At 55.8% G+C, this 25,051-nt stretch carries 22 protein-coding genes and 1 pseudogene; 9 read left to right on the forward strand and 14 right to left on the reverse strand.

The features are described from left to right. The first annotated feature begins 86 nt into the window (after window positions 1-86). The 3 genes from GRPL_RS16740 (at window position 87) to GRPL_RS16730 (ending at window position 4,248) form a co-directional block, all read left to right on the forward strand. Window positions 87-1,328 carry an MFS transporter gene (locus GRPL_RS16740; RefSeq protein ID WP_004867177.1) on the forward strand — a complete coding sequence of 414 codons (1,242 nt, stop codon included), beginning with the start codon at window positions 87-89 and terminating at the stop codon, window positions 1,326-1,328. Window positions 1,329-1,346: 18 nt separating this feature from the next. Beyond that, a complete protein-coding gene (locus GRPL_RS16735) occupies window positions 1,347-2,780 on the forward strand; it encodes a glycoside hydrolase family 32 protein (RefSeq protein ID WP_032698857.1) in 1,434 nt (477 codons plus the stop codon). Between the two features lie 124 nt (window positions 2,781-2,904). Further along, a complete protein-coding gene (locus tag GRPL_RS16730; RefSeq protein WP_032698858.1) occupies window positions 2,905-4,248 on the forward strand; it encodes a carbohydrate porin in 1,344 nt (447 codons plus the stop codon). 273 nt (window positions 4,249-4,521) lie between these two features. On the opposite strand, the gene GRPL_RS16725 is transcribed toward GRPL_RS16730, so the two are convergent. The 6 genes from GRPL_RS16725 to GRPL_RS16700 all read right to left on the reverse strand — a co-directional run bounded on the left by GRPL_RS16725 (window position 4,522) and on the right by GRPL_RS16700 (window position 10,757). Beyond that, window positions 4,522-5,649, reverse strand: coding sequence for an oligogalacturonate lyase family protein (locus GRPL_RS16725; protein WP_032690875.1), 1,128 nt, complete (start codon window positions 5,647-5,649; stop codon window positions 4,522-4,524). Between the two features lie 63 nt (window positions 5,650-5,712). Continuing rightward, window positions 5,713-6,999, reverse strand: coding sequence for an ABC transporter substrate-binding protein (locus GRPL_RS16720; RefSeq protein ID WP_032690876.1), 1,287 nt, complete (start codon window positions 6,997-6,999; stop codon window positions 5,713-5,715). A 16-nt stretch (window positions 7,000-7,015) separates the two neighbouring features. After that, the gene (locus GRPL_RS16715; protein WP_032698860.1) at window positions 7,016-8,143 is read right to left on the reverse strand and encodes an ABC transporter ATP-binding protein; all 1,128 of its coding nucleotides are present in this window, start codon (window positions 8,141-8,143) and stop codon (window positions 7,016-7,018) included. A gap of 12 nt (window positions 8,144-8,155) precedes the next feature. Continuing rightward, entirely contained in the window at window positions 8,156-9,058 is a 903-nt protein-coding gene (locus GRPL_RS16710) for a carbohydrate ABC transporter permease (protein WP_032690878.1), read from the reverse strand. Further along, complete coding sequence (locus tag GRPL_RS16705) at window positions 9,051-9,941, reverse strand: carbohydrate ABC transporter permease (RefSeq protein WP_004115132.1); 891 nt, start codon at window positions 9,939-9,941, stop codon at window positions 9,051-9,053. Before GRPL_RS16705 ends, GRPL_RS16710 begins: the two co-directional genes overlap by 8 nt. A gap of 495 nt (window positions 9,942-10,436) precedes the next feature. Further along, entirely contained in the window at window positions 10,437-10,757 is a 321-nt protein-coding gene (locus tag GRPL_RS16700) for a cupin domain-containing protein (RefSeq protein WP_032690879.1), read from the reverse strand. A 139-nt stretch (window positions 10,758-10,896) separates the two neighbouring features. Here GRPL_RS16700 and GRPL_RS16695 point away from each other — a divergent pair, with 139 nt between their 5' ends. Further along, the gene (locus GRPL_RS16695) at window positions 10,897-11,589 is read left to right on the forward strand and encodes an aspartate/glutamate racemase (protein ID WP_032690880.1); all 693 of its coding nucleotides are present in this window, start codon (window positions 10,897-10,899) and stop codon (window positions 11,587-11,589) included. On the opposite strand, the gene GRPL_RS16690 is transcribed toward GRPL_RS16695, so the two are convergent. Then, window positions 11,576-12,502 carry a LysR family transcriptional regulator gene (locus GRPL_RS16690; RefSeq protein WP_032690881.1) on the reverse strand — a complete coding sequence of 309 codons (927 nt, stop codon included), beginning with the start codon at window positions 12,500-12,502 and terminating at the stop codon, window positions 11,576-11,578. The two genes, GRPL_RS16695 and GRPL_RS16690, sit on opposite strands and share 14 nt — an antisense overlap. 135 nt (window positions 12,503-12,637) lie before the next feature. Here GRPL_RS16690 and lysA point away from each other — a divergent pair, with 135 nt between their 5' ends. Next, window positions 12,638-13,900 carry a diaminopimelate decarboxylase gene (gene lysA, locus GRPL_RS16685; RefSeq protein ID WP_032690882.1) on the forward strand — a complete coding sequence of 421 codons (1,263 nt, stop codon included), beginning with the start codon at window positions 12,638-12,640 and terminating at the stop codon, window positions 13,898-13,900. Here the strand turns inward: lysA and GRPL_RS16680 are convergent. Beyond that, window positions 13,897-14,895, reverse strand: a complete 999-nt coding sequence (locus tag GRPL_RS16680; RefSeq protein ID WP_162180069.1) for a LacI family DNA-binding transcriptional regulator — start codon at window positions 14,893-14,895, stop codon at window positions 13,897-13,899. The two genes, lysA and GRPL_RS16680, sit on opposite strands and share 4 nt — an antisense overlap. A gap of 218 nt (window positions 14,896-15,113) precedes the next feature. Between GRPL_RS16680 and GRPL_RS16675 the strand changes: the two genes are divergently transcribed. Next, complete coding sequence (locus GRPL_RS16675) at window positions 15,114-15,593, forward strand: GNAT family N-acetyltransferase (protein ID WP_032698861.1); 480 nt, start codon at window positions 15,114-15,116, stop codon at window positions 15,591-15,593. Here the strand turns inward: GRPL_RS16675 and galR are convergent. Further along, window positions 15,554-16,570: an HTH-type transcriptional regulator GalR gene (galR, locus tag GRPL_RS16670; RefSeq protein ID WP_004867133.1), complete on the reverse strand. Its 1,017-nt coding sequence runs from the start codon at window positions 16,568-16,570 to the stop codon at window positions 15,554-15,556. The two genes, GRPL_RS16675 and galR, sit on opposite strands and share 40 nt — an antisense overlap. A 705-nt stretch (window positions 16,571-17,275) precedes the next feature. Between galR and aas the strand changes: the two genes are divergently transcribed. Beyond that, window positions 17,276-19,435, forward strand: a complete 2,160-nt coding sequence (gene aas, locus GRPL_RS16665) for a bifunctional acyl-ACP--phospholipid O-acyltransferase/long-chain-fatty-acid--ACP ligase (RefSeq protein ID WP_032690885.1) — start codon at window positions 17,276-17,278, stop codon at window positions 19,433-19,435. Further along, the gene (gene lplT, locus GRPL_RS16660) at window positions 19,428-20,624 is read left to right on the forward strand and encodes a lysophospholipid transporter LplT (RefSeq protein WP_032696725.1); all 1,197 of its coding nucleotides are present in this window, start codon (window positions 19,428-19,430) and stop codon (window positions 20,622-20,624) included. The genes aas and lplT overlap by 8 nt, the downstream gene beginning before the upstream one ends. 124 nt (window positions 20,625-20,748) lie before the next feature. Here lplT and GRPL_RS16655 read toward each other — a convergent pair whose 3' ends face one another. The 5 genes and pseudogenes from GRPL_RS16655 to GRPL_RS28645 all read right to left on the reverse strand — a co-directional run. After that, the gene (locus tag GRPL_RS16655) at window positions 20,749-21,789 is read right to left on the reverse strand and encodes an NADP(H)-dependent aldo-keto reductase (protein ID WP_032690887.1); all 1,041 of its coding nucleotides are present in this window, start codon (window positions 21,787-21,789) and stop codon (window positions 20,749-20,751) included. Window positions 21,790-22,024: 235 nt separating this feature from the next. Beyond that, window positions 22,025-22,243, reverse strand: coding sequence for a YgdI/YgdR family lipoprotein (locus tag GRPL_RS16650; RefSeq protein WP_004867116.1), 219 nt, complete (start codon window positions 22,241-22,243; stop codon window positions 22,025-22,027). Window positions 22,244-22,366: 123 nt separating this feature from the next. Next, window positions 22,367-23,080, reverse strand: a complete 714-nt coding sequence (locus GRPL_RS16645; protein ID WP_032690888.1) for a TerC family protein — start codon at window positions 23,078-23,080, stop codon at window positions 22,367-22,369. Between the two features lie 63 nt (window positions 23,081-23,143). Then, the gene (gene mutH / locus GRPL_RS0125590) at window positions 23,144-23,839 is read right to left on the reverse strand and encodes a DNA mismatch repair endonuclease MutH (protein WP_032698877.1); all 696 of its coding nucleotides are present in this window, start codon (window positions 23,837-23,839) and stop codon (window positions 23,144-23,146) included. An 88-nt stretch (window positions 23,840-23,927) separates the two neighbouring features. Further along, window positions 23,928-24,067, reverse strand: a pseudogene (locus tag GRPL_RS28645) (hypothetical protein); the annotation flags it as partial. A gap of 453 nt (window positions 24,068-24,520) precedes the next feature. Here GRPL_RS28645 and rppH point away from each other — a divergent pair. Further along, window positions 24,521-25,051 carry an RNA pyrophosphohydrolase gene (gene rppH / locus GRPL_RS16640; RefSeq protein ID WP_004867097.1) on the forward strand — a complete coding sequence of 177 codons (531 nt, stop codon included), beginning with the start codon at window positions 24,521-24,523 and terminating at the stop codon, window positions 25,049-25,051.

Genomic DNA, 25,051 nt, shown 5'->3' on the forward strand with positions numbered 1-25,051 from the left:
TAACATCATGTATCTCAGTAAAACGGCATGATATATGTTTTTTGTTAACGTTACCATTGCATGCATTACCCCTACACGAGAATGTCATGATGAAAGCCCATCACTCTCACAGCTATCCGCTCCTCAGCGCCTTACTGTTTTTCTTTTTTGTTACCTGGTCCTCTTCCGGCTCATTGCTCTCTATCTGGTTGCACCAGGAAGTCGGGCTCAAGGCGGGGGACACCGGGATCATCTACGCCGTGCTTTCCGTATCAGCGCTGTTTGCCCAGGTGTGTTACGGCTTTATTCAGGACAAGCTCGGGCTGCGTAAAAACCTGCTGTGGTATATCACCGTGCTACTGATTCTCTCCGGGCCGGCCTATCTGCTGTTTGGTTATCTGCTGAAAATAAACGTGCTGCTCGGCAGTATTTTTGGCGGGATCTATATCGGCTTAACCTTTAACGGCGGCATCGGGGTTCTCGAATCCTATACCGAACGCGTGGCGCGCCAGAGCCAGTTTGAATTTGGTCGGGCGCGTATGTGGGGATCGCTGGGTTGGGCGGTGGCGACCTTTTTTGCCGGATTGCTGTTTAACATCAATCCGAAACTTAACTTTGCGGTCGCCAGCTGTTCCGGCCTGGTATTCTTTGTTCTGCTGGCGCGGCTGCGGGTCTCCTCCGCACCGCAGGCCATGCAGGAAGCGATCTCGGGCGGCAAAGTGACGCTGGAGGATGCGCTGCGTCTGCTGACGCTGCCGCGTTTCTGGGCGCTGGTCTTTTTTGTCGTCGGGACCTGCATTTACGGCGTCTACGACCAACAGTTCCCGGTCTACTTTTCCTCGCAGTTCGCAACCTTGCAGGAAGGGAACGCGATGTACGGCTACCTGAATTCTTTCCAGGTGTTCCTCGAAGCGGCCGGGATGTTCTGCGCGCCGTGGCTGGTTAACCGTATTGGCGCGAAAAACGGCCTGATTTTCGCCGGGATGGTCATGGCATTACGTATGGTGGCCTCCGGGCTGGTGGAAGGGCCGCTGCTGATTTCCATCACCAAACTGCTCCATGCGGTGGAGCTGCCGGTACTGCTGGTCGCCATCTTTAAATACAACAGCTTAAACTTTGATAAACGCCTCTCTTCCACGCTGTACCTGGTGGGCTTTGCCTGCACCAGCTCGGTCATTGCCACGGTGCTGTCGCCGCTGGCGGGCTACAGCTACGAGAAATACGGCTTCGCCCAGTCCTATCTGATTATGGGACTGCTGGTGTTCTGCACCACCTTTATCTCCATTTTCTTGTTGCGATCCAGTCGCTCATCTTCGGATCCGATGATGTCGCAACCCTCCGCTATCTGAATGAAAAGAGTGAAGAATATGATGTATACCGTTGCTAACGCTGAACAGGAACTGCAGGCGAAACGCGAGGCGTTAAACCTGCGCTGGTACCCACGCTACCATCTCGCCGCCCGTGCGGGCTGGATCAACGATCCCAATGGTCTGGTCTGGTTTGACGGCTGGTATCACGCCTTTTATCAGCATCATCCTTACTCCACGCAGTGGGGGCCGATGCACTGGGGTCATGCGCGCAGCAAGGATTTAGTCCATTGGGAACACCTGCCGGTGGCGCTGGCGCCGGAAGGGCCGGAGGATAAAGATGGCTGCTTCTCCGGTTCGGCGGTGGTGGACGGCGATACGCTGGCGTTGATCTATACCGGGCATAAATTCCACGGCGATCCCAGCGACGAAGAGAATCTTTATCAGGTGCAGTGTCTGGCCACCAGTCGCGACGGCATTCACTTTGAGCGTCAGGGGATGGTACTGGATACGCCGCCGGGACTGCATCACTTCCGCGACCCGAAGGTGTGGCGCGTCGGCGACAGCTGGTACATGATCGTCGGCGCCCGCGTCGGCGATACCGGTCAGGTGCGCCTGTACCGCTCGGACGATCTGCATCAGTGGCATGAGGAAGGGGTCCTCGACGAAGCGGAAGAGAAGATGGGCTATATGTGGGAATGCCCGGACTTCTTCACCCTCGGCGATAAGCACGTGCTGATGTTCTCTCCGCAGGGGCTGGCGGCGCAGGGCTACGAGAACCGTAATTTATTCCAGAGCGGCTACCTGCTCGGCGACTGGCAGTCCGGACAGCGCTTTGCGCGTGAAGGTCAGTTTGTTGAAATGGACCACGGGCATGACTTTTACGCTCCGCAAAGCTTCGAAACGCCCGACGGCCGTCGTATCGTCATCGGCTGGCTGGATATGTGGGAATCACCGATGCCGGAACAGCAGGACGGCTGGGCAGGAATGCTCTCTCTCCCGCGTGAGCTGAGCCTGAGTGAGGACAACCGTCTGCAGATGCGTCCGGCGAAAGAGGTGGAGTGTTTGCGTCGCGCCTGGTTCCCGTGGCCGGTCAGCACCGTGAAGAATCAGCAGTTGCTGATGGTGGAAAACTGCGACGCGATGGAGGTTATCCTGCACTGGGACTGCGCCAACAGCACCGCCGAACAATATGGACTGAGCTTTGGCGACGGTCTACGCGTCTACGTTGACGCGCAGATGCAGCGTCTGGTGCTCGAACGCCACTATCCGCAGTACGGCCTGTGCGGCGTACGCAGCGTACCGCTCACCGCCGCTGCGCCGCTGAAACTGCGCCTGTTCTTTGATAGCTCCTCGGTTGAGGTCTTTGTCAATGATGGCGAGGCCTGCCTGAGTAGCCGTATTTATCCGGACGCTTCCCGCCGGGAATTATCATTATTTGCCTGGAGCGGTACCGCTTTATTATCTGAGGGCGGCGCCTGGCAGTTAGAATAAATAAACTCAATGTTGTTAATAACCCGTTCGCGGCGACGGGCGGGTTATTATTGTCATCGTCGTCGCCGGTTTTATCCATAAATAAAAAATTTCATTTGATTAAATAATAAAAAAGGGTTTACCGATGAGAAAGATCTGGGTCGGATGTATTGTGACGTCTTTATTTACCCCTCTGGCTAATGCGCAGGCGCCGTTATCTCTTGAGGAGCGGCTGGCGCAAATGGAGCAGCGGCTCAAGGCGACCGAACAGCGGGCGGCCAGCGCGGAGGCGGAAATTAAGACGCTTAAAGGCCAGCAGACGCCAGCGACGGTGGCCAGCGTTGCACCGGCTAAACCGGCTTTACAGCTTAATGATTATGGCGAATTAAAATTCTATGGCGACGTTGAATTTAATATGGATGGCGCCAGCCGCACCGGTAGCCTGACGTCGGTGAAAACCAGTGCTAATAAAAACTGGGCGCCGGGAGATAAAGAACGCTGGGATATTAACGGCCGTATTCTGCTGGGCTTTGATGGCTTGCGTAAAGGCGCTGACGGGAAATATGCTGGCTTCAGCGTGCAGCCGCTGGCGGATATGACCGGGAAAATGAATCTCGATGATGCGGTATTCTTCTTTGGCCGCCAGGATGACTGGAAAATTAAAGTGGGGCGTTTTGAAGCCTATGATATGTTCCCGCTGAATCAGGATACCTTTATTGAGTATTCCGGTAATACGGCCAACGATCTGTACAGCGACGGCTACGGCTATATCTATATGATGAAAGAGGGACGCGGGCGTAGCAGCAGCGGCGGCAACTTTCTGCTCAGCAAAACGCTGGATAACTGGTACTTTGAGCTGAATACGCTGGTGGAGGACGGCAGCTCGCTGTTCGTCAACCGCAGCTATCACGGCAACGCGCTGGATAATCGCAAAAACGTCGCCTATGTTCGCCCGGTGGTGGCCTGGCAGTCCGGCGCCTGGTCGGTGGCGGCTGCGGCGGAGAGCAACCTGGTGAATAACGCCTACGGTTATGACAAGCAAAATGGCGGCTGGGTCGACCAGTCAAATCGTACCGGTTACGGGATGACCATGAGCTGGAACACGCTGAAAACCGATGCCGAAAATGGCGCGGTGGTGAATCTGAGTACCGCCTATCTTGACGCGGCGGATGAGAAAGATTTCAGCGCCGGTATCAACGCATTATGGCATCGTGTAGAGCTGGGCTATATCTATGCGCATAACAAAATCGACCAGTTCAATATGTCCGGGGTGAGCGGGGAATGTGACGGCGACTGCGCGATTCTGGCGCCGGGACGTTATGACATTCACACCATTCATACCTCATGGCAACTGCCGAATATTATGGATATGCCGAACTTTAATATCTATCTCGGGGCCTATGCCTCCTGGCTGGACTCTTCGGCGGCGAAAACCGGCAGTACGGATGACCGCTACGGTGCCCGCGTTCGCTTCAAATATTTCTTCTGACAGGGCTCCCGGGTCGCGGCATAAACGCCGCGCCCGGGCTACCGGCCCGCGGACGGCGGTGAAATTGTAGCCTCGCTAAGGCGTCAGCCGCCGCCGGGGAGATCGCCAGAGGCTGGCCTGGATGAGGTTTCCAGGAGGCGGTGCCGCACATCTGTTCGGGCTACCGGCCCGCGGACGGCGGTGAACTCGTAGCCCCGCTAAGGCGTCAGCCGCCAGCGGGGAGATCGCCAGAGGCTGGTCTGGATGGGGTTTCCCGGAGGCGATGCCGCATGACTACACCTCCGCCAGATACAGCGCCGGCATCCCTTCTTTATCGGAAGTGAATAGCACCCAGCGATTATCCGGCGAAAATGACGGATGCGGATGAGTAACCTGACGATCGCCGTCGAGCACTTTCCAGCTGGAGTCGTGGCGACAGATGGCCTGCTGCGTACCGGACTGCACATCAAATACCCAGATAAACGGATCGTTTAGCTGAATATCGCCGGTATGATGCGGTGCGCCATCGCCGACGACCAGTGAGCCGTCGTGGTTGCTCATCAGGTGCGAGCAGGGGGGAATGGTCAACAGCCGACGATTATCCAGCGTGGTCGGATCGGCACGGTAGAGATAGCGCTGCGGATCGTTTTCCCGGTGGGCGACGTAATAGAGCGCGGAGCCGTCCGGCACCCAGAACTCATGGGTGAAACTCTCTCCCGGCTGGTGCTGGCGAACGTTGCGCATATTGCTGCCGTCAGCATTGATAAGCCACATCCTGGCGTCGATAGCATCGCGCGGTCCTTCGTGGCAGAACGCGATGGTCTGGTCATCAAATGGCCGGTAAATCGGATGACCCAGCCAGCGTTTCTCCTGCAGGATAACGCGGCGCTCGCCGCTATGCAGGTCGATATTGATCAGGCGGCATTCGGGATGGGTAAAATAAAAGGCGCGGAATTTACTCCAGTCGGTGAGCGGCTGCCAGTCGCTTTTTTTGATCTCGATGCCGACCAGTTTGTTGCAATCGCTGTTTGCCACCCAGGTACCATAGGCGACCCAGTCGTCATCCACTTCGTAAACCACCTGCTCTTCCCGCGTAGCCAGATCCACGCGGCGCAACTGCTGATTGTTTTTCACGTACCACAGCGTGCGGTCATCGTCGGATAAAAAACCACCGAAGGTATTGTCTCCCGGCCCGTCGGTCAGTTGAATGGCCTGTTGCGCGGCAATATCGAGTAAATAGTAGTTCCAGTGGCCCTCGAATCCGCCGCCGAAAATAAGTTTGCTGCCATCCCGGGTAAAGCATTTTTGATAGAAGTAGTTACGGTGGCAGATAACGTGCGGCGGCGTCATCCGAATCACCCGATGTCCGGTTTCGCTGTCTTCCGTGGTGCGGAAATCCAACGGGATAATCTTGCCCTTCATGGTTCACTCCTGACAAAAAATACCCCGCAGCGGGCGCTGCGGGGCAGGGGAGGTGGCAAACACTTAGCGCATGGCGCGCCGTAAAATGCGGTCAGACTGGCGCTGGAAGTCCACCGCCGTCTCTTCGACGCTTTTCTGCCCGTAGTCGATGTACTGCAGCGACGTGCCAAACTGGGCAACGATCTGCGGGTCATCAAAGTAAGGCGATACCGAAAGTTTTGTCGGCAGCGACTGCGCCAGCTTCAGCCCGGATACGGCCGGATCGTCGGTTTTGATCGTGCCGTCTTCGGTCAGGTATTTCACCGCCACTTTGCTTAACGGCACGCCGCGCTCCAGGCCCAGCGTATCCACGCCCTCTTTGCTGTTCAGCAGGAAGTTAATCACTTTCGCCGCCGCTTCCGGGTTTTTCGTCGATTTGCCGATGGAGAGCATCTGCGCCGGTTTAAAGAACAGGCCGGCATCGGTGGCGCCCGGTAGCATCGGGTAGTCGCCCAGCGCCAGCTTCGCCGGCGGCTTCAGGTTGTCGGAGTATTTGTTGATGGTGGAGTTCCACATGTATGTCCCCGCCCATTCCCCCTGAATCCACGGTTTCATCTCATACATGTTGCTCTTGCCGAACGAGGCATAGTATTTGGTGTCCGGCATCACGTGGCTGTCGATGAGCTTTTTGTACATCTGGAAGAATTCGACCCACTGTTCTTTGCTGTAGGAGAATTTCTTCGTTTTCTCGTCGATAGCCGGCTGGTTGTACTTCTGAATCATGTAGGAGTTCAGCAGCGCCAGGGTATCCTGGTGCTCCAGCACCACCGGGAAATACTGCTTACCCAGTTTGCTCTCAAAGGTTTTGCCCGCCGCCATCAGCTCATCCCAGGTTTTCGGGAAGGCGACGCCGGCTTTTTTCCAGGTTTCGTCGTTAAAGTAGAATACCCTGGCGGTAACGGAAATCGGGATACCGTTGAGTTTGCCATTGACCGTGGTGGACTGCAGCTCTTTGGCGTCGAACTGGCTGAGGTCGATGACATCCTTCATTTTGTTCAGATCGTAGAAACCTTCCCCGTTCTTCGAGAAGATAGGCAGCCAGTTCCAGTTTGTCTGCATCACGTCCGGTTCGGTTCCCCCGGCGATTTGGGTGGTCAGGCGCGAAAGATGGCCGTCCCAGCCGGTGTATTCGGCTTTAACGTTGATGTCCGGATTCTGTTTATGAAACTCCTCCAGCGCTTTCAGGGTGACCTGATGGCGGCCGTTGCCGCCCCACCATGACATACGCAGATCGACATCCTTTGCCAGAGACGGTAACGCGGTAAGGCCCAGAGTGGCGGAGATTACGGCGCTTAAAAGCACTTTTTTCATTTTAATACTCCAGTGATTACAGAGAGATGTTCTGTTCGGTGGCGGCATCAAACAGATGGCACTTATTCATGTCGAATTTGAACCACACCTTGCGATGCAGCCCTTTATCAATCATCGGCTTCGCTTCGTCAGAAGGGACGCGGGCGGTCAGTTCATAGTCGGCGACTTTCAGGTAGACGAAAAACTCGTGCCCCATGTTTTCGACCCGCACCATTTCGCCCGAGCAGCCGCCTTCGGCGAACGGCTCATCGGCGATGGAGACAAACTCCGGGCGGACGCCGTAGAACAGCGGCTGGTTTTTATGGCTGCCGACTTTATCCTGCAGGGCCGCGCTTAACGGCAGCAGCTCATCGCCGATAGTCAGGTGCAGGCGACCGGCCTGTTCAACCAGCTTGCTGGGGCGAATGTTCATCTCCGGGGCACCGATAAAGCCGGCAACGAACATGTTTTTCGGTTTGTGGTACAGGTTGTCCGGAGTATCGACCTGCATGATATGTCCGAGCTTCATGACGCAGATACGGTCGCCCATGGTCATCGCTTCGGTCTGGTCGTGGGTGACGTACACGGTGGTCGCCGGCTTGCCGGATTTCTTCAGCTGCTTGTGCAGATCGGAAATACGGATACGCATCGAGGCGCGCAGCTTGGCGTCAAGGTTAGAGAGCGGCTCATCAAACAGGAACACATCCGGTTTTTTGACAATCGCGCGGCCAACCGCCACGCGCTGGGCCTGGCCGCCGGAAAGCTGGCGCGGCAGACGGTCGAGCAGCTCTTCCAGCTCGAGGATTTTGGCCGCTTCGTTAACCTGGGCATCAATCTGGTCTTTCGGCAGCTTGCTCAGCTTGAGACCAAAGGCGAGATTCTCACGCACCGTCATGTGCGGGTAGAGCGCATAGTTCTGGAACACCATCGCAATACCGCGCGCTTTTGGCGCAAGGTTGTTGACGATCTTCTCGCCGATACGCACTTCGCCGCCGCTGATGGTTTCCAGTCCCGCCAGCATACGCAGGGTGGTGGATTTCGCACAGCCGGATGGACCGACGATCACCATAAACTCGCCGTCCGCGATTTTCAGGTCGATAGCATGTACCGCTTTGAAGCCGTTGGAGTAAACTTTTTCCAGTTTGTTGAAAATAACTTCAGCCATGATATTTCCCTCTTAACCTTTGATTCCGCTGCTGGTAACGCCCTGTACGAAGTAGCGTTGTGCCAGGAAGAACACGATGATGGATGGCAGAATGGAGATACTCGCCATTGCCAGAATTTCGTTCCACGGAGCGCCTTCCGTGACGTCGATGGACATTTTCAGCGCCAGTGCGATCGGATATTTATCCACGCTGTAGACGTAAATCAGCGGACCGATAAAGTCGTTCATCGACCACATAAACTGGAACAGCGCCACCGAGATAATCGCCGGTTTCAGGATTGGCACCACCACGTACCACAGCACCTGAATGGAGTTACAACCGTCGATCTGCGCCGCCTCTTCCATGTCGCGCGGTACGCCGCGCAGGAACTGGATCAGCATGAAGACGAAGAATCCCTGGGTGGCGAAAGCCAACGGCAGATACAGCGGCAGATAGCTGTTCAGCATGCCCATTTCACGGAACATCAGGTACTGCGGGATCAGCAGGACGGTGCTCGGCAGCAGCATGGTGGTGATGAGCGTGGCGAACCAGAATTTCTTCCACGGGATTTCGAAGCGGGCAAAGCCGTAGGCCACGATGGTCGAGGAGATAATGGTCAGCAGGACTTTCGGGATCACATACTTAAAGGTGTTCAGCATGTAGTGACCGAAGTTGTACTCGGTACCGGTTTTCCAGCCGTTAATAAAGCCGTCCCAGGTCGCGTGGGCCGGCCACAGGCTCAGGGTGGTGAAAATCTCATGGTTCGGTTTGAACGACGCCGAGAACATCCACACCAGCGGGTAGAGCATCAGCAGGCCGACGAACAGCAGGATGACATAACGGATGGTCCGGCTGACTTTTTCGCGGCGCAGGGTGCGGGCAACTTCACGCTCCGCAATTTCCGTTGCCGGGGTGATTTGTTGAATATCAGCCATTTTTGCCTCCTTTATCGGCGGAGTAGAACACCCAATATTTCGATGACTTAAAGGCGATGGCGGCAAAGACCGCAACCACCAGGAACAGCACCCATGCCAGCGCCGCGCCGTACCCCATATCGAAGTACTTAAAGGCGGTGTCGTAGATATAGAGCGAGAACAGATAGGTGGAGTAGGTTGGGCCGCCGCCGGTGATGACGTACGGACCGGTAAACTCCTGGAACGCCTGGGTGGTCTGCATAATAAAGTTGAAGAAGATGACCGGCGTAATCAGCGGCACGGTGACCTTCATAAACATCTGCCACTTAGACGCGCCGTCGATCATCGCCGCTTCATACTGTGACTGCGGGACGTTTTGCAGCGCGGCGAGGAAGATGACCATCGCCGAACCAAACTGCCAGACGCGCAGCAGGGTGACGGACATCAGCGCCAGCGACGGCTCACCGAGCCAGTTCACCGGGTCGAATCCCAGCACGCCGATAAAGCTGTTCAGCAGGCCGTCGATAGCAAACAGCGCGCGCCACAGGACGGCAATCGCTACCGAGCTACCGAGAATGGACGGAATGTAATAAGCGGTACGGAAAAAGCCGATACCGCGCAGCTTAAAGTTGAGGACAAACGCTATACCCAGTGCGAAGGCCAGTTTTAACGGTATCGTTAAAAAGACGTAGGCAAAGGTCACGCCCATGGATTTCCAGAAGAGGCCATCTTCGGTCAACATGTAGCGATAGTTTTCAATGCCGTTAAACACCGGCGGGCTCATCAAATCGTACTCAGTGAAACTGAGGAAGAAAGATGAAACAAAGGGAAAAGCGGTAAAGACTATCAGCCCGATGATATAGGGCGATATCCATGCCAATCCCAGCATCTTGTTTTCATTCATACATACCTACCTGGCTTACGAGTTTGTAAAACGGATTCGGTGTCGTGGTTTTCTGCGCCCAGTCGCGGCCAGAAAGTGAATCGGTATCGGGTGTCTCAGCTGGCGTTGGCTTCCTTTTTAACCTTGTGTTTGTTATGGGTTTTTGCTCGCAGCGTCCCTGCTGAGCCTGAATGTTTCGGTTTTTACTTGTCCGGTGCATCAGTTTTATAAAACGCCGTTTTAATTTTATTTTATTGCGATTTATTACAGAGTCATTCGATTCATAGCGGAAGTGTGATCGAAGTCGAAACGATGTTTCAAAAAATGAGATGGCGAGCATTTTCCAGGATTGATAGGGGTTTGTAGAAAGTGCTGAAGATGAGATCTTATGCAGGGATGAGCAAGATGAGTGGCAGGCTAATCATTTTACTTTTACATATTTTTTAACAAATTATTCTGGCGGCAAGCAAGAATGGATAAAAGGGGCATGACGAATATGCCCCTGGGAAGCGCGGTTTACAGGAAATCCTCACGAACGGGAGTAAAGGTATCCAGCAGGGTGCCAGCTTTCAGACAGATGCAGCCGTGCATAATATGCGGCTTTTTGTAGAGCGTATCTCCGGCGCGCACCACCCGTTTCTCTTCACCGATGGTGAACTCAAATTCGCCGGATAGCACATAGGTCAGCTGTTCGTGGGGGTGGTTGTGCATTGGACCGATGGCCCCGCTGTCGAAATTGACCTCCACGGCCATCATGTTGCCACCGTGCGCAAGAATACGACGGGTCACGCCATTGCCCAGATCTTCAAGGGTGGTCTCGTTATGAAAAATAAACATCCGGCAGTCCTGTTGTTAAGTGAAACAATGTTTCATTTAATTTATCGCAGAATCGTCGGGAAAGAAACGATCGACAAGAGAAGTGGAAAGTTGATCACAAGTTTGTTTCACTGGAGCAAAGCATAATCAGGAGCGGATGATGAAAACGATTGGCCTGTTGGGCGGCATGAGCTGGGAATCCACCATTCCCTATTACCGTTTGATCAACGAAGGTATCAAAGCGCATTTAGGCGGCCTGCATTCAGCGAGTCTGCTGCTGCACAGCGTCGATTTCCATGAGATCGAAGCCTGCCAGTCCGCAGGGGACTGGGATCGCGCCGGCGAGATTCTGGCGCAGGCGGCAGTTGGCCTGCAGCAGGCGGGCGCGGAAGGGATTGTTCTGTGTACCAACACGATGCATAAAGTGGCGCAGGCCATCGAAACGCGCTGTGAGGTGCCGTTCCTGCATATTGCCGATGCCACCGGGCGAGCCATTACCGCCAAAGGCCAAAAGCGGGTTGCCCTGCTGGGAACGCGCTATACCATGGAGCAGGATTTTTATCGTGGGCGCCTGCAGGCGCAGTTCGCTATCGAGACGCTGATTCCGGACGCTGACGATCGTGAACGTATTAACCGGATTATTTTTGATGAGCTGTGCCTGGGCGCGTTTAACGACGACTCCCGCGATTATTACCTGCAGGTGATTGAAGCGCTGGCGGAGCAGGGCGCAGAAGGGGTCATTTTCGGCTGTACCGAGATTGGCCTGCTGGTGCCCGTGGAGAGCAGCCCGCTGCCGGTGTTCGATACCGCTGCGATTCACGCCGCGGACGCGGTGACGTTTATGCTCTCTTGAGCACCGCGTCCAGCGGGCCTTGAATCCGCGGCAGGCTCCCTTGCAGGTGCTGAATGAAGGTCTCGACCAGCGCCGATCCCGGGCGGTGTAGCGGGCGGATCAGGCTGACGGTAAACGGCACCTCGACGCTAAAGCGGCGCACCGCCACGCCGCTTTCGCCATAGTCGAGGGCGGTCAGCGGGTTGACGACTGAGATCCCGACGCCCGCCCGTACCATCGCGCAAACCGAGGACGCGCTGTGGGTCTCCACCACCATCCGGCGCTTCACCTGATGATCCGCAAACAGGGCATCAAGCAGCTGACGATAGCTGTCAGTGCGCGACAGGCTGATATAGTTTTCACCGTGGAAATCGGCCGGAGTAAGCTCCTGCTTACTGGCAAGCGGGTGGCTCTGCGGCAGCACGCAAACCTCGTTAAGCGTTAACAGCGGCGTTCGTTCCGTCCCGGCGGGCGTGTGCAGGGTTTCCGTCAGGCCGAGATCGTGACGTTGGGCGGAGAGCCACTCCTCCAGCAGGGGAGACTCCTGCGGCACAATCTGCAGGCTGACCTCGGGATAGCGCGCCAGAAAGGGCTGCAGCAGCAGCGGCAAAAACGACTGAGAAAATACCGGCAGACAGGCGACGGACAGTTCGCCCTGGCGGAACTCGCGCAGACTCTCGGCGGCGCTGACGATGCGGTCCAGTCCGTACCAGGAGCGCTGAACCTCTTCAAACAGCCGCAACCCTTGCACCGTCGGCTGCAAACGTCCGCGGGTGCGTTCAAACAGCTTCAGCCCAATCACCTTTTCAAAGCGTGCCAGCTCGCGGCTGACGGTCGGCTGAGAGGTATTCAGCAGACGAGCCGCCTCGGTGAGATTGCCGGTGGTCATCACCGCATGGAAGATTTCAATATGGCGTAAATTGACGGCAGGCATGGCGGCTCTCGACGGATTGGCAGTATCCATATCATTTTTGCATAGAGTCACGATAAAACGATATTTTTTATTCTCTTCAGGCTATGGCGTAATCATAAAAAAACGCGCACAACACAGATAACGCCGGAGTTCATTATGCCACGCTCGCTTTACGCCACCGATACTGACCTGACTGCCGAGAACCTGCTTCGCCTGCCTGCCGAATTTGGCTGCCCGGTGTGGGTCTATGACGCGCAGATTATCCGCCGCCAGATAGCTCAGCTCAGCCAGTTCGACGTGGTGCGTTTTGCCCAGAAGGCCTGCTCCAATATCCATATTTTGCGCCTGATGCGTGAACAGGGCGTTAAGGTGGACTCCGTCTCCCTCGGGGAGATTGAACGTGCGCTGGCGGCAGGTTATGACCCGCAGCAGCATCCGGAAGATATCGTTTTTACCGCCGATCTGATTGACGAGGCGACGCTGGAGCGCGTCAAGGCCCTGCAGATTCCGGTGAATGCCGGTTCAGTCGATATGCTGAGCCAGCTGGGGGAAGTCTCTCCAGGCCATCGCGTCTGGCTGCGCGTCAACCCGGGCTTTGGTCACGGCCACAGCCAAAAAACCAACACCGGTGGCGAAAACAGCAAACACGGGATCTGGTACAGCCATCTGCCGGCGGCGCTGGAAGTGATGCGTCGCTATCAGCTCCAGCTGGTGGGGATCCACATGCACATTGGCTCCGGAGTTGATTATGGCCACCTGGAACAGGTTTGCGGCGCGATGGTGCGTCAGGTGGTGGAGTTTGGGCAGGATCTGCAGGCGATCTCTGCCGGCGGCGGGCTGTCGATCCCGTATCGCGAAGGTGAAGAGGCGATCGATACCGATCACTACTACGGCTTGTGGAACGCCGCGCGCGAGCAGATCGCCCGACATCTCGGCCATCCGGTGAAACTGGAAATCGAGCCGGGTCGCTTCCTGGTGGCCGAATCCGGGGTGCTGGTCTCTCAGGTACGTAGCGTTAAAGAGATGGGAAGCCGCCACTTTGTCCTGATTGATGCCGGTTTTAACGATCTGATGCGCCCGTCAATGTACGGCAGCTATCACCATATTACCGCCCTGGCGGCGGATGGCCGCAACCTGAGCGCCGCGCCGCTTATCGACACCGTCGTGGCCGGGCCGCTGTGTGAATCGGGCGACGTCTTCACTCAGCAGGAAGGGGGCAAGGTGGAGACGCGTTTGCTGCCTGAAGTCGCGCCGGGAGATTATCTGGTGCTGCATGATACGGGGGCTTATGGCGCGTCGATGTCCTCAAACTACAACAGTCGTCCGCTGCTGCCGGAAGTGCTGTTCGACAACGGCAGCGCACGGCTGATCCGTCGTCGGCAGACGATTCAGGAGCTGCTGGCCTTAGAGCTGTTCTAAAAATAGGGCCCCGTCGTAACCGACTCGCGCAAGACCAGCGTGCCGGTAAACGGCGGGATCGTTTCGATCGGCTGGTCGTTGGCGAGCTTGATCGCCTGATCGATCGCGGTGGTGATCATGTTATCGATCGGCAGATAGACCGTCGACAGGCCGGGTTCCAGCCATTTTGCGCTCGGGGCATCGTCGAAGCCGAACAGAGAAACGTCCTGCGGGATCCGCAGCCCCGCCTGATGCAGCGCTTTTGAGGCGCCCAGCGCCATATCATCGTTACAGGAAAACAGCGCGCTGAACGTTGTTTTCTCATCAAGCAGCTCGCGGCACAGTTCATAGCCGCGGGTCATCGTCGAATCGCCGTATTTCACTTTCGCCGCATCCCAAGCGATACCATGCTTTTTCAGGGCCTTGCGGTATCCCTGCAGACGGGCTTTGCCCGTAGGGGTATGCATCGGTACGGTCATGCAGGCGATATCCCGGTGCCCTTGCGTAATCAGATAATTGACCGCCTGAAAGGCCGCATCTTCCTGCTCGAAGAACACGCAGCGTTCCCGCGCCAGGCTGACGTCGCGGTTAATCACGACCAGCGGCATATCGATGGATTCGATCAGCGACATGATCTTCTTTTCGCTCATGTGGCGGGTATAGAGGATGATTGCGTCGCACTGGCGGTCAGCGAGCATCTGCACCGCTTCTTCTTCGCGTTCCGGGGCATCGTGGCCGTCGGTGACGATCAGCTGTTTTCCCCAGGCTTCCGTCTGGCGCGAAGCCTGTTGTAGCAGGCGGCCAAAATAGAAACCATCAAAGGTTGAAACCACCAGTCCGATACTGTTGCTGGTACGGTTCGCCAGCGAACGGGCGAGAAAGTTTGGCCGGTATCCCAGCTCTTCCATCGCTTTGAATACCTGTTGGCGGGTGCTCTCTTTTACCTGACCTGTGCCGTTCAACACGCGGGAAACCGTCGCTTTAGAGACGCCTGCGCGAATTGAGACATCCAGCATTGTAGCCATTCATCGATTCCTGATTTCACGTGATAAGCCGCAGTTTATCACAGACATTCAGAGGGATATGCGCTCAACCGGACGCAAAGAACTATCGCGATCACGCTTTTTGCAGGAAGTGTCCGCAAAATGGCTCTTCTACGCCTTGACGTCCTCGCCACCGGCCGCTGCGGGCGCGGTATACTGGCAGCCAGAGGATTTTCAGCAGGGGATCGGTTATGCATATTCAGCCATTATACGCCGCGCCGCAGCACGCCGAACAGGTGGCGACGTGGCTCTGGCAGGCCTTTGGCGGCGAAACGCTGCCGCTGCCTTTTTTTGCCACTCTCATTGCCCACAGCCAGACGCCGGAGGCGCTGCCGCTCACCTTTATCGCCGTCGAGGGCGAGACGCTTGTCGGGACGGTGGGGCTGTGGCGCTGCGACTTAATCAGCCGTCAGGATCTGTTCCCGTGGATGGCGGCGCTGTACGTCTCCCCGGACGCGCGCGGACGGGGCATCGCGGGACAGCTGCAGCAACATGTGATCGACTATGCCCGCCGGCTTGGGCACTCGCAGCTGTATCTTTACTCCGCCTGCCGCGATTTTTATGAGCGTTTTGGCTGGCAGTATATTGGTGAAGGGCTGGATTACCCGGCCACCGCCGTCAGCCTGTATCGTTACGACTTATCGCTTTCCGACGGCGCCATTACCGAGTGACGGCGAACCAGCGTCGGGCTGAATAAATGGGTGATTTCAGGCGCCGGGCGCTGATCCGCCAGCGCCAGCGCCAGTTCGGCGGCCTGCGTTGCCATGGTCACGATGGGGTAACGCACCGTCGTCAGGCGCGGGCGAACATAGCGAGAGATCAGCACATCATCGAAGCCAATCAGCGAAATCTCGCGCGGAACGTCGATACCATTATCATTCAGCACCCCCATCGCGCCGGCGGCCATCGAGTCGTTATAGCAGGCGACAGCGGTAAAATTCCTGCCGCGTCCCAGGAGTTCGGTGATGGCCTGTTCGCCGCCGCTTTCATCAGGTTCGGCAAATGTCACCAGCCGATCGTTACAGGGCAGACCGCTCTCCGTTAACGCCGCGTAATAGCCTTGCAGACGATCTTCAGCATCAGAAATCGCGTGGTTGGAACAGAGGTAGCCGATACGGGTATGCCCCTGTTGGATCAGGTGACGGGTCGCCAGCCAGGCGCCGTAGCGGTCATCCAGGGCGACGCAACGCTGCTCAAAACCCGCCAGAATACGGTTGATCAGCACCATGCCAGGGATCTGTTTCATCAGCCCGGCGAGCTCGTCGTCAGGGATCATTTTCGCGTGTACGACCAGCGCAGCGCAGCGATGGCGGATAAGCTGCTCAATGGCCTGGCGCTCTTTTTTAATGCTGTGATACCCATTGCCGATCAGCAAAAAGTTACCGGTGTTGTAGGCCACCTGCTCGACGGCTTTGACCATTGCGCCGAAGAAAGGATCGGACACGTCACCCACCACCAGACCGACGGTCTCCGTCGACTGCTGCGCCAGCGCGCGCGCGTTAGCATTGGGATGATAATTGAGCGTTTCCATCGCCGCAGTCACCGACTGGCGCGAGGTTTCACTGGCTTTGGGGGAGTTGTTGATCACGCGGGATACGGTAGCGACGGACACTCCAGCGAGTCGGGCTACATCCTTAATTGTCGCCATACCAGACCTTTTATAGGGTAAGCGTTTACATACCGTTATGTTACGGGAAAGTGTGGCAGATTCAAGGCTGGAGGCGCCTGGCTTCGCGCAAATGTGATGCAGATTAGCCTTCATGGTGAAAAAGTTACACAACGACAAGCGCAGGGGCGGAGACGAATGAAACGGCGGTGGGAACATTCACACCTTTGCTTACACTTTGCGATTAGCTGTTGCGAATGTTCGCTGGTTTATCCATTCATTGCATTGATATTCTGGCTATCCCAGAGGTATTGATAGGTGGAGCTAACGTTACGTTGGCCACTCTAATTACACCAGCCTGCGCAGATGCGCAGGTTTTTTTTTGCCCGCAGGCGGAACATGCCGCGACCCGCTCCCGCGAAATGCCCTCGCTACCCGCATCGGATAAGCCTCTTCCTGTTCACCGCTCGCCGCTGTTACAGATAGCGAAAATGGCAATAACTGGTTGCACTTAGGCTTATTCCCTTGCGTTTTATCGCTGGTGCGGCAGGGGCAAAAAACCTGACAATCAGGGTCCCAGAGGTATTGATAGGTGAGTTTTTAAGTACGCGTTTCGTACTGATTATCTTGCACCGGCCTGCGCAGATGCGCAGGTTTTTTTTACGCCAAACATTCTTCCCCGCACTGCTTTCAAACGCCTTCTCGTGTAACCTGCAATGACTTAATAACCGGTCAAATGGAGTTGTTATGCTGTTGGCATTTTTCAGGCTGTTGTTCAAAGGGTTGTATCGGGTCAGACTGACCGGCGACACGCAGCCCTTGCAACAACAAAAGGTCTTGATCACCCCGAATCACGTCTCTTTCCTCGATGGGATCCTGCTAGCCTTATTCCTGCCCGTCCGACCGGTCTTTGCGGTGTACAGTTCTATCAGCCAGCGCTGGTTTATGCGCGTGCTGACGCCGCTGATCGACTTTGTCCCGCTCGACCCGACGAAACCGATGTCGATAAAACACCTGGTGCGGTTGATTGAGCAGGGGCGTCCGGTGGTTATCTTCCCGGAAGGGCGTATCTCGGTCAGCGGTTCGCTGATGAAAATCTATGACGGCGCCGCGTTTGTGGCCGCAAAGTCGCAGGCCACTATTATCCCACTGCGTATCGAAGGCGCGGAGCTGACCCCGTTTAGTCGTCTCAAGGGGCTGGTCAAACGTCGCCTGTTCCCTCGGATCCAGCTGCATTTGCTGCCGCCAACCCGCATTGAAATGCCTCAGGCTCCCCGCGCCCGCGATCGCCGCAAAATTGCCGGGGAAATGCTGCACCAGATTATGATGGAAGCGCGCATGGCGGTGCGTCCACGGGAAACGCTGTATGAATCGCTGCTGGCGGCGCAGGATCGGTTCGGCGCGCGCAAAAACTGCGTGGAAGACATTAACTTTCAACCCGATACCTATCGCAAGCTGCTGACCAAAACCCTCTTTGTGGCGCGCATCCTGGAAAAATACAGCGCTCAGGGTGAAAGAATCGGCCTGATGTTACCCAACGCCGGCATCAGCGCGGCGGTCATTTTTGGCGCTATTGCCCGCGGGCGTATTCCGGCGATGATGAACTACACCGCCGGGATTAAAGGGCTGAGTAGCGCGATTACCGCCGCAGAAATCAAGACGATCTTTACCTCCCGTACCTTCCTTGATAAAGGCAAACTCTGGCATTTGCCGGAGCAGCTTACTCAGGTACGTTGGGTCTTCCTTGAAGACCTGAAAGGCGACGTTACGACCGGCGATAAGTTGTGGATCTTCGGCCATCTGCTGGCGCCGAAACTGGCGCAGGTCAAACAGCAGCCGGAAGATGCGGCGATTATCCTCTTCACCTCCGGTTCCGAAGGCAACCCGAAAGGGGTGGTGCATAGTCATAAAAGTATTCTGGCCAACGTCGAGCAGATTAAAACCATTGCCGACTTTACTGCCAACGATCGCTTTATGTCGGCGCTGCCGCTGTTCCACTCCTTTGGGCTGACGGTCGGTCTGTTTACCCCGCTGTTTACCGGCGCAGAAGTGTTCCTCTATCCCAGCCCGCTGCATTACCGCGTGGTGCCGGAACTGGTTTACGACCGCAACTGTACGGTGCTATTCGGGACGTCGACCTTCCTCGCGAACTACGCGCGCTTTGCTAACCCGTACGATTTCTATCGTCTTCGCTACGTGGTCGCCGGGGCGGAAAAGCTGCAGGAGAGCACGAAGCAACTGTGGCAGGACAAATTTGGCCTGCGCATTCTCGAAGGCTATGGCGTCACCGAATGTGCGCCGGTGGTATCGATTAACGTCCCGATGGCGGCGAAGGTGGGAACCGTCGGGCGTATTTTGCCGGGGATGGATGCGCGCCTGCTGGCGATGCCGGGTATTGAAGAGGGCGGCCGCCTGCAGTTAAAAGGGCCGAACATCATGAACGGCTATCTGCGGGTGGAGAACCCGGGCGTGCTGGAAACACCGACGGCGGAAAATCAGCATGGCGAAATGGAGAGCGGCTGGTATGACACCGGGGATATCGTCACCTTTGACGAGCAGGGCTATGTGCGCATTCAGGGGCGTGCTAAGCGCTTCGCGAAAATCGCCGGCGAAATGGTGTCACTGGAAATGGTTGAGCAGGTGGCTCTGGGCGTCTCACCTGACAAGATGCATGCCACGGCGATTAAACAAGATGCCGGTAAAGGCGAGGCGCTGGTGCTCTTTACCACCGATAATGAACTGAACCGTGAAAAACTGCTGCGCTACGCCCGTGAACATGGGGTGCCGGAGCTGGCGGTACCGCGCGACATTCGCTGGTTGAAGCAGCTGCCGGTTCTCGGCAGCGGCAAGCCGGACTTTGTCACCCTGAAAGGTATGGTTGAGCAGACGGAAGATTCTGATGAGTGAGTCAGTACACACTAACACTTCGCTGTACTCAAAAGGGATGATGGCGGTCATCTGCGCCCAGTTCCTCTCGGCATTTGGCGATAATGCGCTGCTGTTTGCCACGCTGGCGCTGATGAAGCAGCAGTTTTACCCGGACTGGAGCCAGCCGGTGATGCAGATGCTGTTTGTAGGTGCTTACATACTGTTTGCGCCGTTTGTCGGCCAGTTTGCCGACAGCTTTGCCAAAGGGCGAGTGATGATGGTCGCCAACGGCATGAAGCTGGTTGGCGCTGGCTGCATCTGTTTTGGTCTGAACCCGTTTATCGGCTATACCCTGGTGGGGGTGGGCGCGGCGGCCTATTCGCCGGCCAAATACGGCATTCTTGGCGAGCTGACCACCGGGGATAAGTTAGTGAAAGCTAACGGTTTGATGGAGTCGTCTACCATTGCGGCGATTTTACTGGGCTCGATGGCCGGCGGCATTCTGGCCGACTGGCATGTGCTGGCCGCGCTGGCCATCTGTGCGCTGGTGTATGGCGGGGCGGTGATCGCCAACCTGTGGATCCCGAAGCTGCCGGCGGCGCGTCCCGGCCAGTCGTGGCGTTTTACCCCGATGACTCACAGCTTCTTTAGCGCCTGTAAGACACTATGGCGTAATGGCGAAACGCGTTTCTCCCTGATGGGAACCAGCCTGTTCTGGGGCGCCGGCGTGACGCTGCGTTTCCTGCTGGTGCTGTGGGTACCGGCGGCGCTTGGCATCACCAGTAACGCCATGCCGACCTATCTCAATGCGATGGTGGCCGTCGGGATCGTGTTGGGCGCCGGCGCGGCGGCGAAGCTGGTCACCCTACAAACCGTCTCGCGCTGCATGCCTGCCGGGGTTTTAATCGGCGTCGCGGTGATCCTTTTCACCTTACAGCAGGCGCTTTTACCGGCATTTGCTCTGCTGCTGCTGCTTGGTATCTTTGGCGGCTTCTTTATTGTGCCGCTCAATGCGCTGCTGCAGGAACGCGGTAAGCATACCGTTGGTGCAGGTAACGCGATTGCGGTACAAAATCTCGGCGAAAACGTGGCCATGCTGCTGATGCTGGGGCTCTATTCGCTGGCGGTGAGAATCGGTATTCCGGTGGTGGGCGTCGGGATTGGCTTTGGCGCGGTGTTTGCGCTGGCTATCGCCGCGCTGTGGCTGTGGGGCCGACGTCAGTCGTAGCCCGGGTAAGCCGTTTACGGCGTCACCCGGGAATCCCCGGCTCGCAGTAGGCTAGCCGGGCTACTGTTTAGTCTTTGCGGTAGCCCGGATAAGGCGTCAGCCGCTATCCGGGAGGGTTTGACGCTTACGGTGCCGGGTAGGTATAGACCTGATGCACCGCTTCAATTTCCGCTAATACCGCTTCACTCAGCTCAAGATGCAGGCTCTCAACGTTGGTTTTAAGCTGCTCCAGCGTGGTGGCGCCCAGCAGGGTGCTGGCGACGAACGGCTGACGACGGACAAAGGCCAGCGCCATCTGCGCCGGGTCGAGGTTATGCCGTCTGGCGATATCGACATAGGCCGCTACCGCTTTCTGCGACTGCTCACTGCTATAGCGCGTGAAGCGGCTGAAAAGCGTATTACGCGCGCCGGCCGGTTTTGCACCGTTAAGATACTTGCCGGTCAGGGTGCCAAATGCCAGACAGGAGTAGGCCAGCAGCTCAACGCCTTCATACTGGCTGACTTCCGCCAGACCCACTTCGTAGCTGCGGTTCAGCAGGCTGTAGGGATTCTGGATGGTGACGATGCGCGGCAGGTCGTGTTTATCCGCCAGGTGCAGATAACGCATGACGCCAAAGGCCGTTTCGTTGGAGACGCCGATATAGCGGATTTTACCGGCACGCTGGAATTCGGTGAGCGCTTCAAGTGTATCCAGCAGGGTGACGACCGGCGTGGTGTCGGTCCAGCTATAGCCCAGTTTGCCAAAGCAGTTGGTCGGGCGCTGTGGCCAGTGAACCTGGTAGAGATCGAGATAATCGGTTTGCAGGCGCTTCAGGCTGTCGTGCAGCGCGTCACGGATATTTTTACGATCCAGCGCATGGTTCGGACGAATGCTGCTGTCGTTATTACGCGCAGGGCCGCTGACTTTGGAGGCGATAATCAGCTTTTCGCGATTGCCGCGTTTCGCCAGCCAGTTGCCGACGTAGGTTTCCGTCAGCCCCTGGGTCTCCGGGCGCGGCGGTACGGGATACATTTCAGCGACATCAATCAGGTTAATGCCCTGGCTGACAGCGTAGTCGAGCTGTTGGTGCGCGTCGGCCTCGCTATTCTGCTCACCAAAAGTCATAGTGCCCAGCCCGAGCGTGCTGATTTCAAGAGAACTGTGTGGGATACGGTGATACTGCATAGCCGGCTTCCTTTTTTATTAACAAGGTCAGGAGTTCCCCGACAAAGGAGTATCAAAATGGCAGAGGGGGAGAAAAAGAGGAAGTAAAAAAATCAAAAAAGCCGGGGGTTCAGAATCCGAAGACGCGATGCTGCGGAGGTTTCAGAGGATCCCGACTCTTTATTAAGAGGGTCCGCTGTCGGGGAAGGCGGCCTCGCCAGGCGAGTGCTGGCAGGCGGCTGGCCGACGAAAAGTCTTAACGTTTAATAATCTGCGAAACATCGTCGCGGTTGATCTGCATTTTATTGCCCTGCTGATCTTCGTAACTGATGAGGCCGGTATCATCATCAACGGCTGGCTTACCATCGGTCAGGATCATGCGTCCGTCTTTTGTCGCCATCACGTAATCGCTGCTGCAACCGGAAACCGAGAACGCCAGTCCCACGGCGGAAATCAATACTGCCCATTTTTTCATCGTCATTACCTCTTGAATGGTCGCACCTCACACCAGTGTATTAATAGCCTGATTTGTGAGACATAAAAAGCAGTAAAGTCTTAAAAAAGTTTGCAGCCCAGGTTTGGGCTGCATTTTTGTGGCTTACAGCGGATTTTTTTTATTACGCAGCAGGTTAAGGCTTTCGACGGCAATCGAGAAGAACATCGCGAAGTAGATGTAGCCTTTCGGAATATGGATCTCGAAGCTTTCCAGCATCAGGGTAAAGCCGACAAGAATCAGAAACGACAGGGCCAGCATTTTCACCGACGGATGACGGTCAACAAAGTCGCCAATCGGTCGGGCGGCGAACATCATTACGCCGACGGCAATGACCACCGCAGCCATCATGATGAACAGATGATCCGACAGCCCAACGGCGGTAATGACCGAGTCGAGGCTGAAAATGATATCCAGTATCATGATCTGCACGATGGCGCCCATAAATGAATGGACGTTGGTTTTCAGCCCTTCCTCTTCGCCCTCGATCGACTCGTGGATCTCTTTACTCGCCTTCCAGATCAGGAACAGACCGCCGAGCAGTAAGATCAAATCGCGAAACGAGATTGCCTGGTCGAAAACGGTAAACAGCGGATTGGTCAGCTTCACGACCCAGGCGATAGAGGCCAGCAGCCCCAGACGCATCAGCATCGCGCCCATCAACCCGATACGTCTTGCGTGAGCACGCTGGGCGGTGGGCAGTTTGGCAACAACCAGAGAGAGAAAAATAATATTATCGATCCCCAGCACGATCTCCAGCAGCGTCAGTGTACCGAGCGCCAGCCAGGCGTTGGGATCGGTTATCCATGCAAATAACATTGTTCAAAGTCCTGCAAAAAAGAAAGTCGCAATTATATGCAACCTGGCAGGCAGAACAAAAAATTAATCGTGGCCAAGGAGAAAATGACGGGCCAGCAGGGCGGCGGTGAAATTTTTCTTCAGGTAGAAGCCGCGCGGCAGCGTGAGAATCGGCTCACCGCGGGCGCCAATCGCCTCGGTTAACGCTTTGCTGTTGGCGGCTTTCGGGCGCAACTGCAGTACCTCGCCATGACGGGCGGTGATGCGCTCCACCTGGCCGAGCACAATCAGATCCATCAGCTCCTCCCAGTCCATTCGCAGCTGGCGATCCTCTTCTTCACTGGGGCTCCACAGCAGCGGAGCGCCGACGCGGCGTTCCGCCAGCGGAATGGCGCGATCCCCTTCCACCGGCACCCACAGAACGCGTTTGAGCTTATGGCGCACGTGACTGCTCTCCCAGGTCACGCCGCTGTTACCAGTGAGCGGGGCGACGCAAACGAAGGTGGTTTCCAGCGGACGGCCCTGGCTATCGACAGGAATGGTCTTCAGTTCGACGCCCAGCGCGGCGAAATCCTGCTCGGGTTTACTCCCGGCGCTGGCGCCCAGCCAAATCTCCAGCAGAATACCGATCCAGCCTTTATCGCGCTTTAAATCGCGTGGAATGGGAATCCCTGCCAGCGCCGCCAGTTCGCCCAGCGAGTAGCCTGCCAGCCCCTGCGCCTGGGCCAGGAGCTGCTGCTGGGTTTGCGGTGGGGACGTTAACGGCGCGATGGCGGGCATACGGCAAAACCTCTGGTTAAAAAATGAACGGTATTTCAGTGCGTTGTGGATAGAGTTTACCTTTTCCTGGGTAACTATGACAATTTGATGATTCGTATGGTTTTTTTTCATTTTTTTGTCGTTGTGAAAAGAGTGGTAGCGGGTTTTCCAGAACTGGTCACTGGCAATGAACAGGATCTTACACCATGTTATCCACAGAAAAGTGGGATAACTGGGGAAAAGCGGCACTACTGTTTCCATTTACAGCCTTGACGTGCGACGAAAATCGAATTTTTAGACAAAATGTGCCCAGTGGACTCGGATAATCTGTGGATAAAATCGACATTGTTCGATCTTTCATCAGTTCCAGGATCGCATATGTGATGATCATCACGTTTAACTGTAATTACTGAAAGATATATGTGATAACATCATGAATATAATGCCATTATTAAATTATGCTATTCGTAAGCACTTCGGACTACTCTGGGTTTTCCCTGGGTAATTCCATACTTCTTCACAACTCTATCCACAGAAAAAGTGAATAAAATGGGCTCTCGATCGCTTTCGTTGTTTATAACTCTGCTGATTACTGTGAGTTATTCAAATGTTATTCGATCGCACAGTGACAACAGAGTGGTTTACCGTTTACAGCGAGTGTGAAACAATCATTCACATTGAAGATTATTTTGAGGTAGTCCGGTGATTGATGACGATGGCTACCGCCCAAATGTCGGTATTGTAATCTGTAATCGCCAGGGCCAGGTTATGTGGGCCAGGCGCTATGGTCAGCACTCGTGGCAGTTCCCGCAAGGGGGCATTAATCCAGGGGAATCAGCCGAGCAGGCAATGTATCGGGAATTGTTCGAAGAGGTTGGGTTAAGTCGTAAAGATGTGCGAATCCTGGCCTCAACCCGTAACTGGCTGCGTTACAAGTTGCCTAAACGTTTGGTGCGTTGGGACACAAAGCCGGTTTGTATCGGCCAGAAACAGAAGTGGTTTCTCCTGCAGTTGATCGGCAGCGATGCAGAAATCAATATGCAAACCAGTAGTACACCTGAGTTTGATGGTTGGCGCTGGGTAAGTTACTGGTACCCGGTTCGTCAGGTGGTGTCGTTTAAGCGCGACGTGTACCGCCGGGTGATGAAAGAGTTTGCCAGCGTGACCATGTCGCTGGCGGAAAGTGCACCTAAACCGCAAAGCGCGCCTGCTTATCGACGTAAAAGAGGTTAA

Origin of the sequence: Klebsiella planticola ATCC 33531, from assembly GCF_000735435.1 — a bacterium.
GTDB lineage: Bacteria > Pseudomonadota > Gammaproteobacteria > Enterobacterales > Enterobacteriaceae > Klebsiella > Klebsiella planticola.

Bases quoted from the DNA above. Each gene is read 5' to 3' on its own strand.
- lysA (WP_032690882.1), top strand. From the start codon at position 12,638: ATGCCACGCTCGCTTTACGCCACCGATACTGACCTGACTGCCGAGAAC.
- GRPL_RS16720 (WP_032690876.1), bottom strand. From the start codon at position 6,999: ATGAAAAAAGTGCTTTTAAGCGCCGTAATCTCCGCCACTCTGGGCCTT.
- GRPL_RS16680 (WP_162180069.1), bottom strand. From the start codon at position 14,895: ATGCTGGATGTCTCAATTCGCGCAGGCGTCTCTAAAGCGACGGTTTCC.
- GRPL_RS16690 (WP_032690881.1), bottom strand. From the start codon at position 12,502: ATGCCTGCCGTCAATTTACGCCATATTGAAATCTTCCATGCGGTGATG.
- lplT (WP_032696725.1), top strand. From the start codon at position 19,428: ATGAGTGAGTCAGTACACACTAACACTTCGCTGTACTCAAAAGGGATG.
- GRPL_RS16740 (WP_004867177.1), top strand. From the start codon at position 87: ATGATGAAAGCCCATCACTCTCACAGCTATCCGCTCCTCAGCGCCTTA.
- GRPL_RS16655 (WP_032690887.1), bottom strand. From the start codon at position 21,789: ATGCAGTATCACCGTATCCCACACAGTTCTCTTGAAATCAGCACGCTC.
- GRPL_RS16705 (WP_004115132.1), bottom strand. From the start codon at position 9,941: ATGAATGAAAACAAGATGCTGGGATTGGCATGGATATCGCCCTATATC.
- GRPL_RS16695 (WP_032690880.1), top strand. From the start codon at position 10,897: ATGAAAACGATTGGCCTGTTGGGCGGCATGAGCTGGGAATCCACCATT.
- mutH (WP_032698877.1), bottom strand. From the start codon at position 23,839: ATGCCCGCCATCGCGCCGTTAACGTCCCCACCGCAAACCCAGCAGCAG.
- GRPL_RS16645 (WP_032690888.1), bottom strand. From the start codon at position 23,080: ATGTTATTTGCATGGATAACCGATCCCAACGCCTGGCTGGCGCTCGGT.
- GRPL_RS16700 (WP_032690879.1), bottom strand. From the start codon at position 10,757: ATGTTTATTTTTCATAACGAGACCACCCTTGAAGATCTGGGCAATGGC.
- GRPL_RS16710 (WP_032690878.1), bottom strand. From the start codon at position 9,058: ATGGCTGATATTCAACAAATCACCCCGGCAACGGAAATTGCGGAGCGT.
- GRPL_RS16725 (WP_032690875.1), bottom strand. From the start codon at position 5,649: ATGAAGGGCAAGATTATCCCGTTGGATTTCCGCACCACGGAAGACAGC.
- galR (WP_004867133.1), bottom strand. From the start codon at position 16,570: ATGGCGACAATTAAGGATGTAGCCCGACTCGCTGGAGTGTCCGTCGCT.
- GRPL_RS16650 (WP_004867116.1), bottom strand. From the start codon at position 22,243: ATGAAAAAATGGGCAGTATTGATTTCCGCCGTGGGACTGGCGTTCTCG.
- GRPL_RS16730 (WP_032698858.1), top strand. From the start codon at position 2,905: ATGAGAAAGATCTGGGTCGGATGTATTGTGACGTCTTTATTTACCCCT.
- GRPL_RS16715 (WP_032698860.1), bottom strand. From the start codon at position 8,143: ATGGCTGAAGTTATTTTCAACAAACTGGAAAAAGTTTACTCCAACGGC.
- aas (WP_032690885.1), top strand. From the start codon at position 17,276: ATGCTGTTGGCATTTTTCAGGCTGTTGTTCAAAGGGTTGTATCGGGTC.
- GRPL_RS16675 (WP_032698861.1), top strand. From the start codon at position 15,114: ATGCATATTCAGCCATTATACGCCGCGCCGCAGCACGCCGAACAGGTG.
- GRPL_RS16735 (WP_032698857.1), top strand. From the start codon at position 1,347: ATGATGTATACCGTTGCTAACGCTGAACAGGAACTGCAGGCGAAACGC.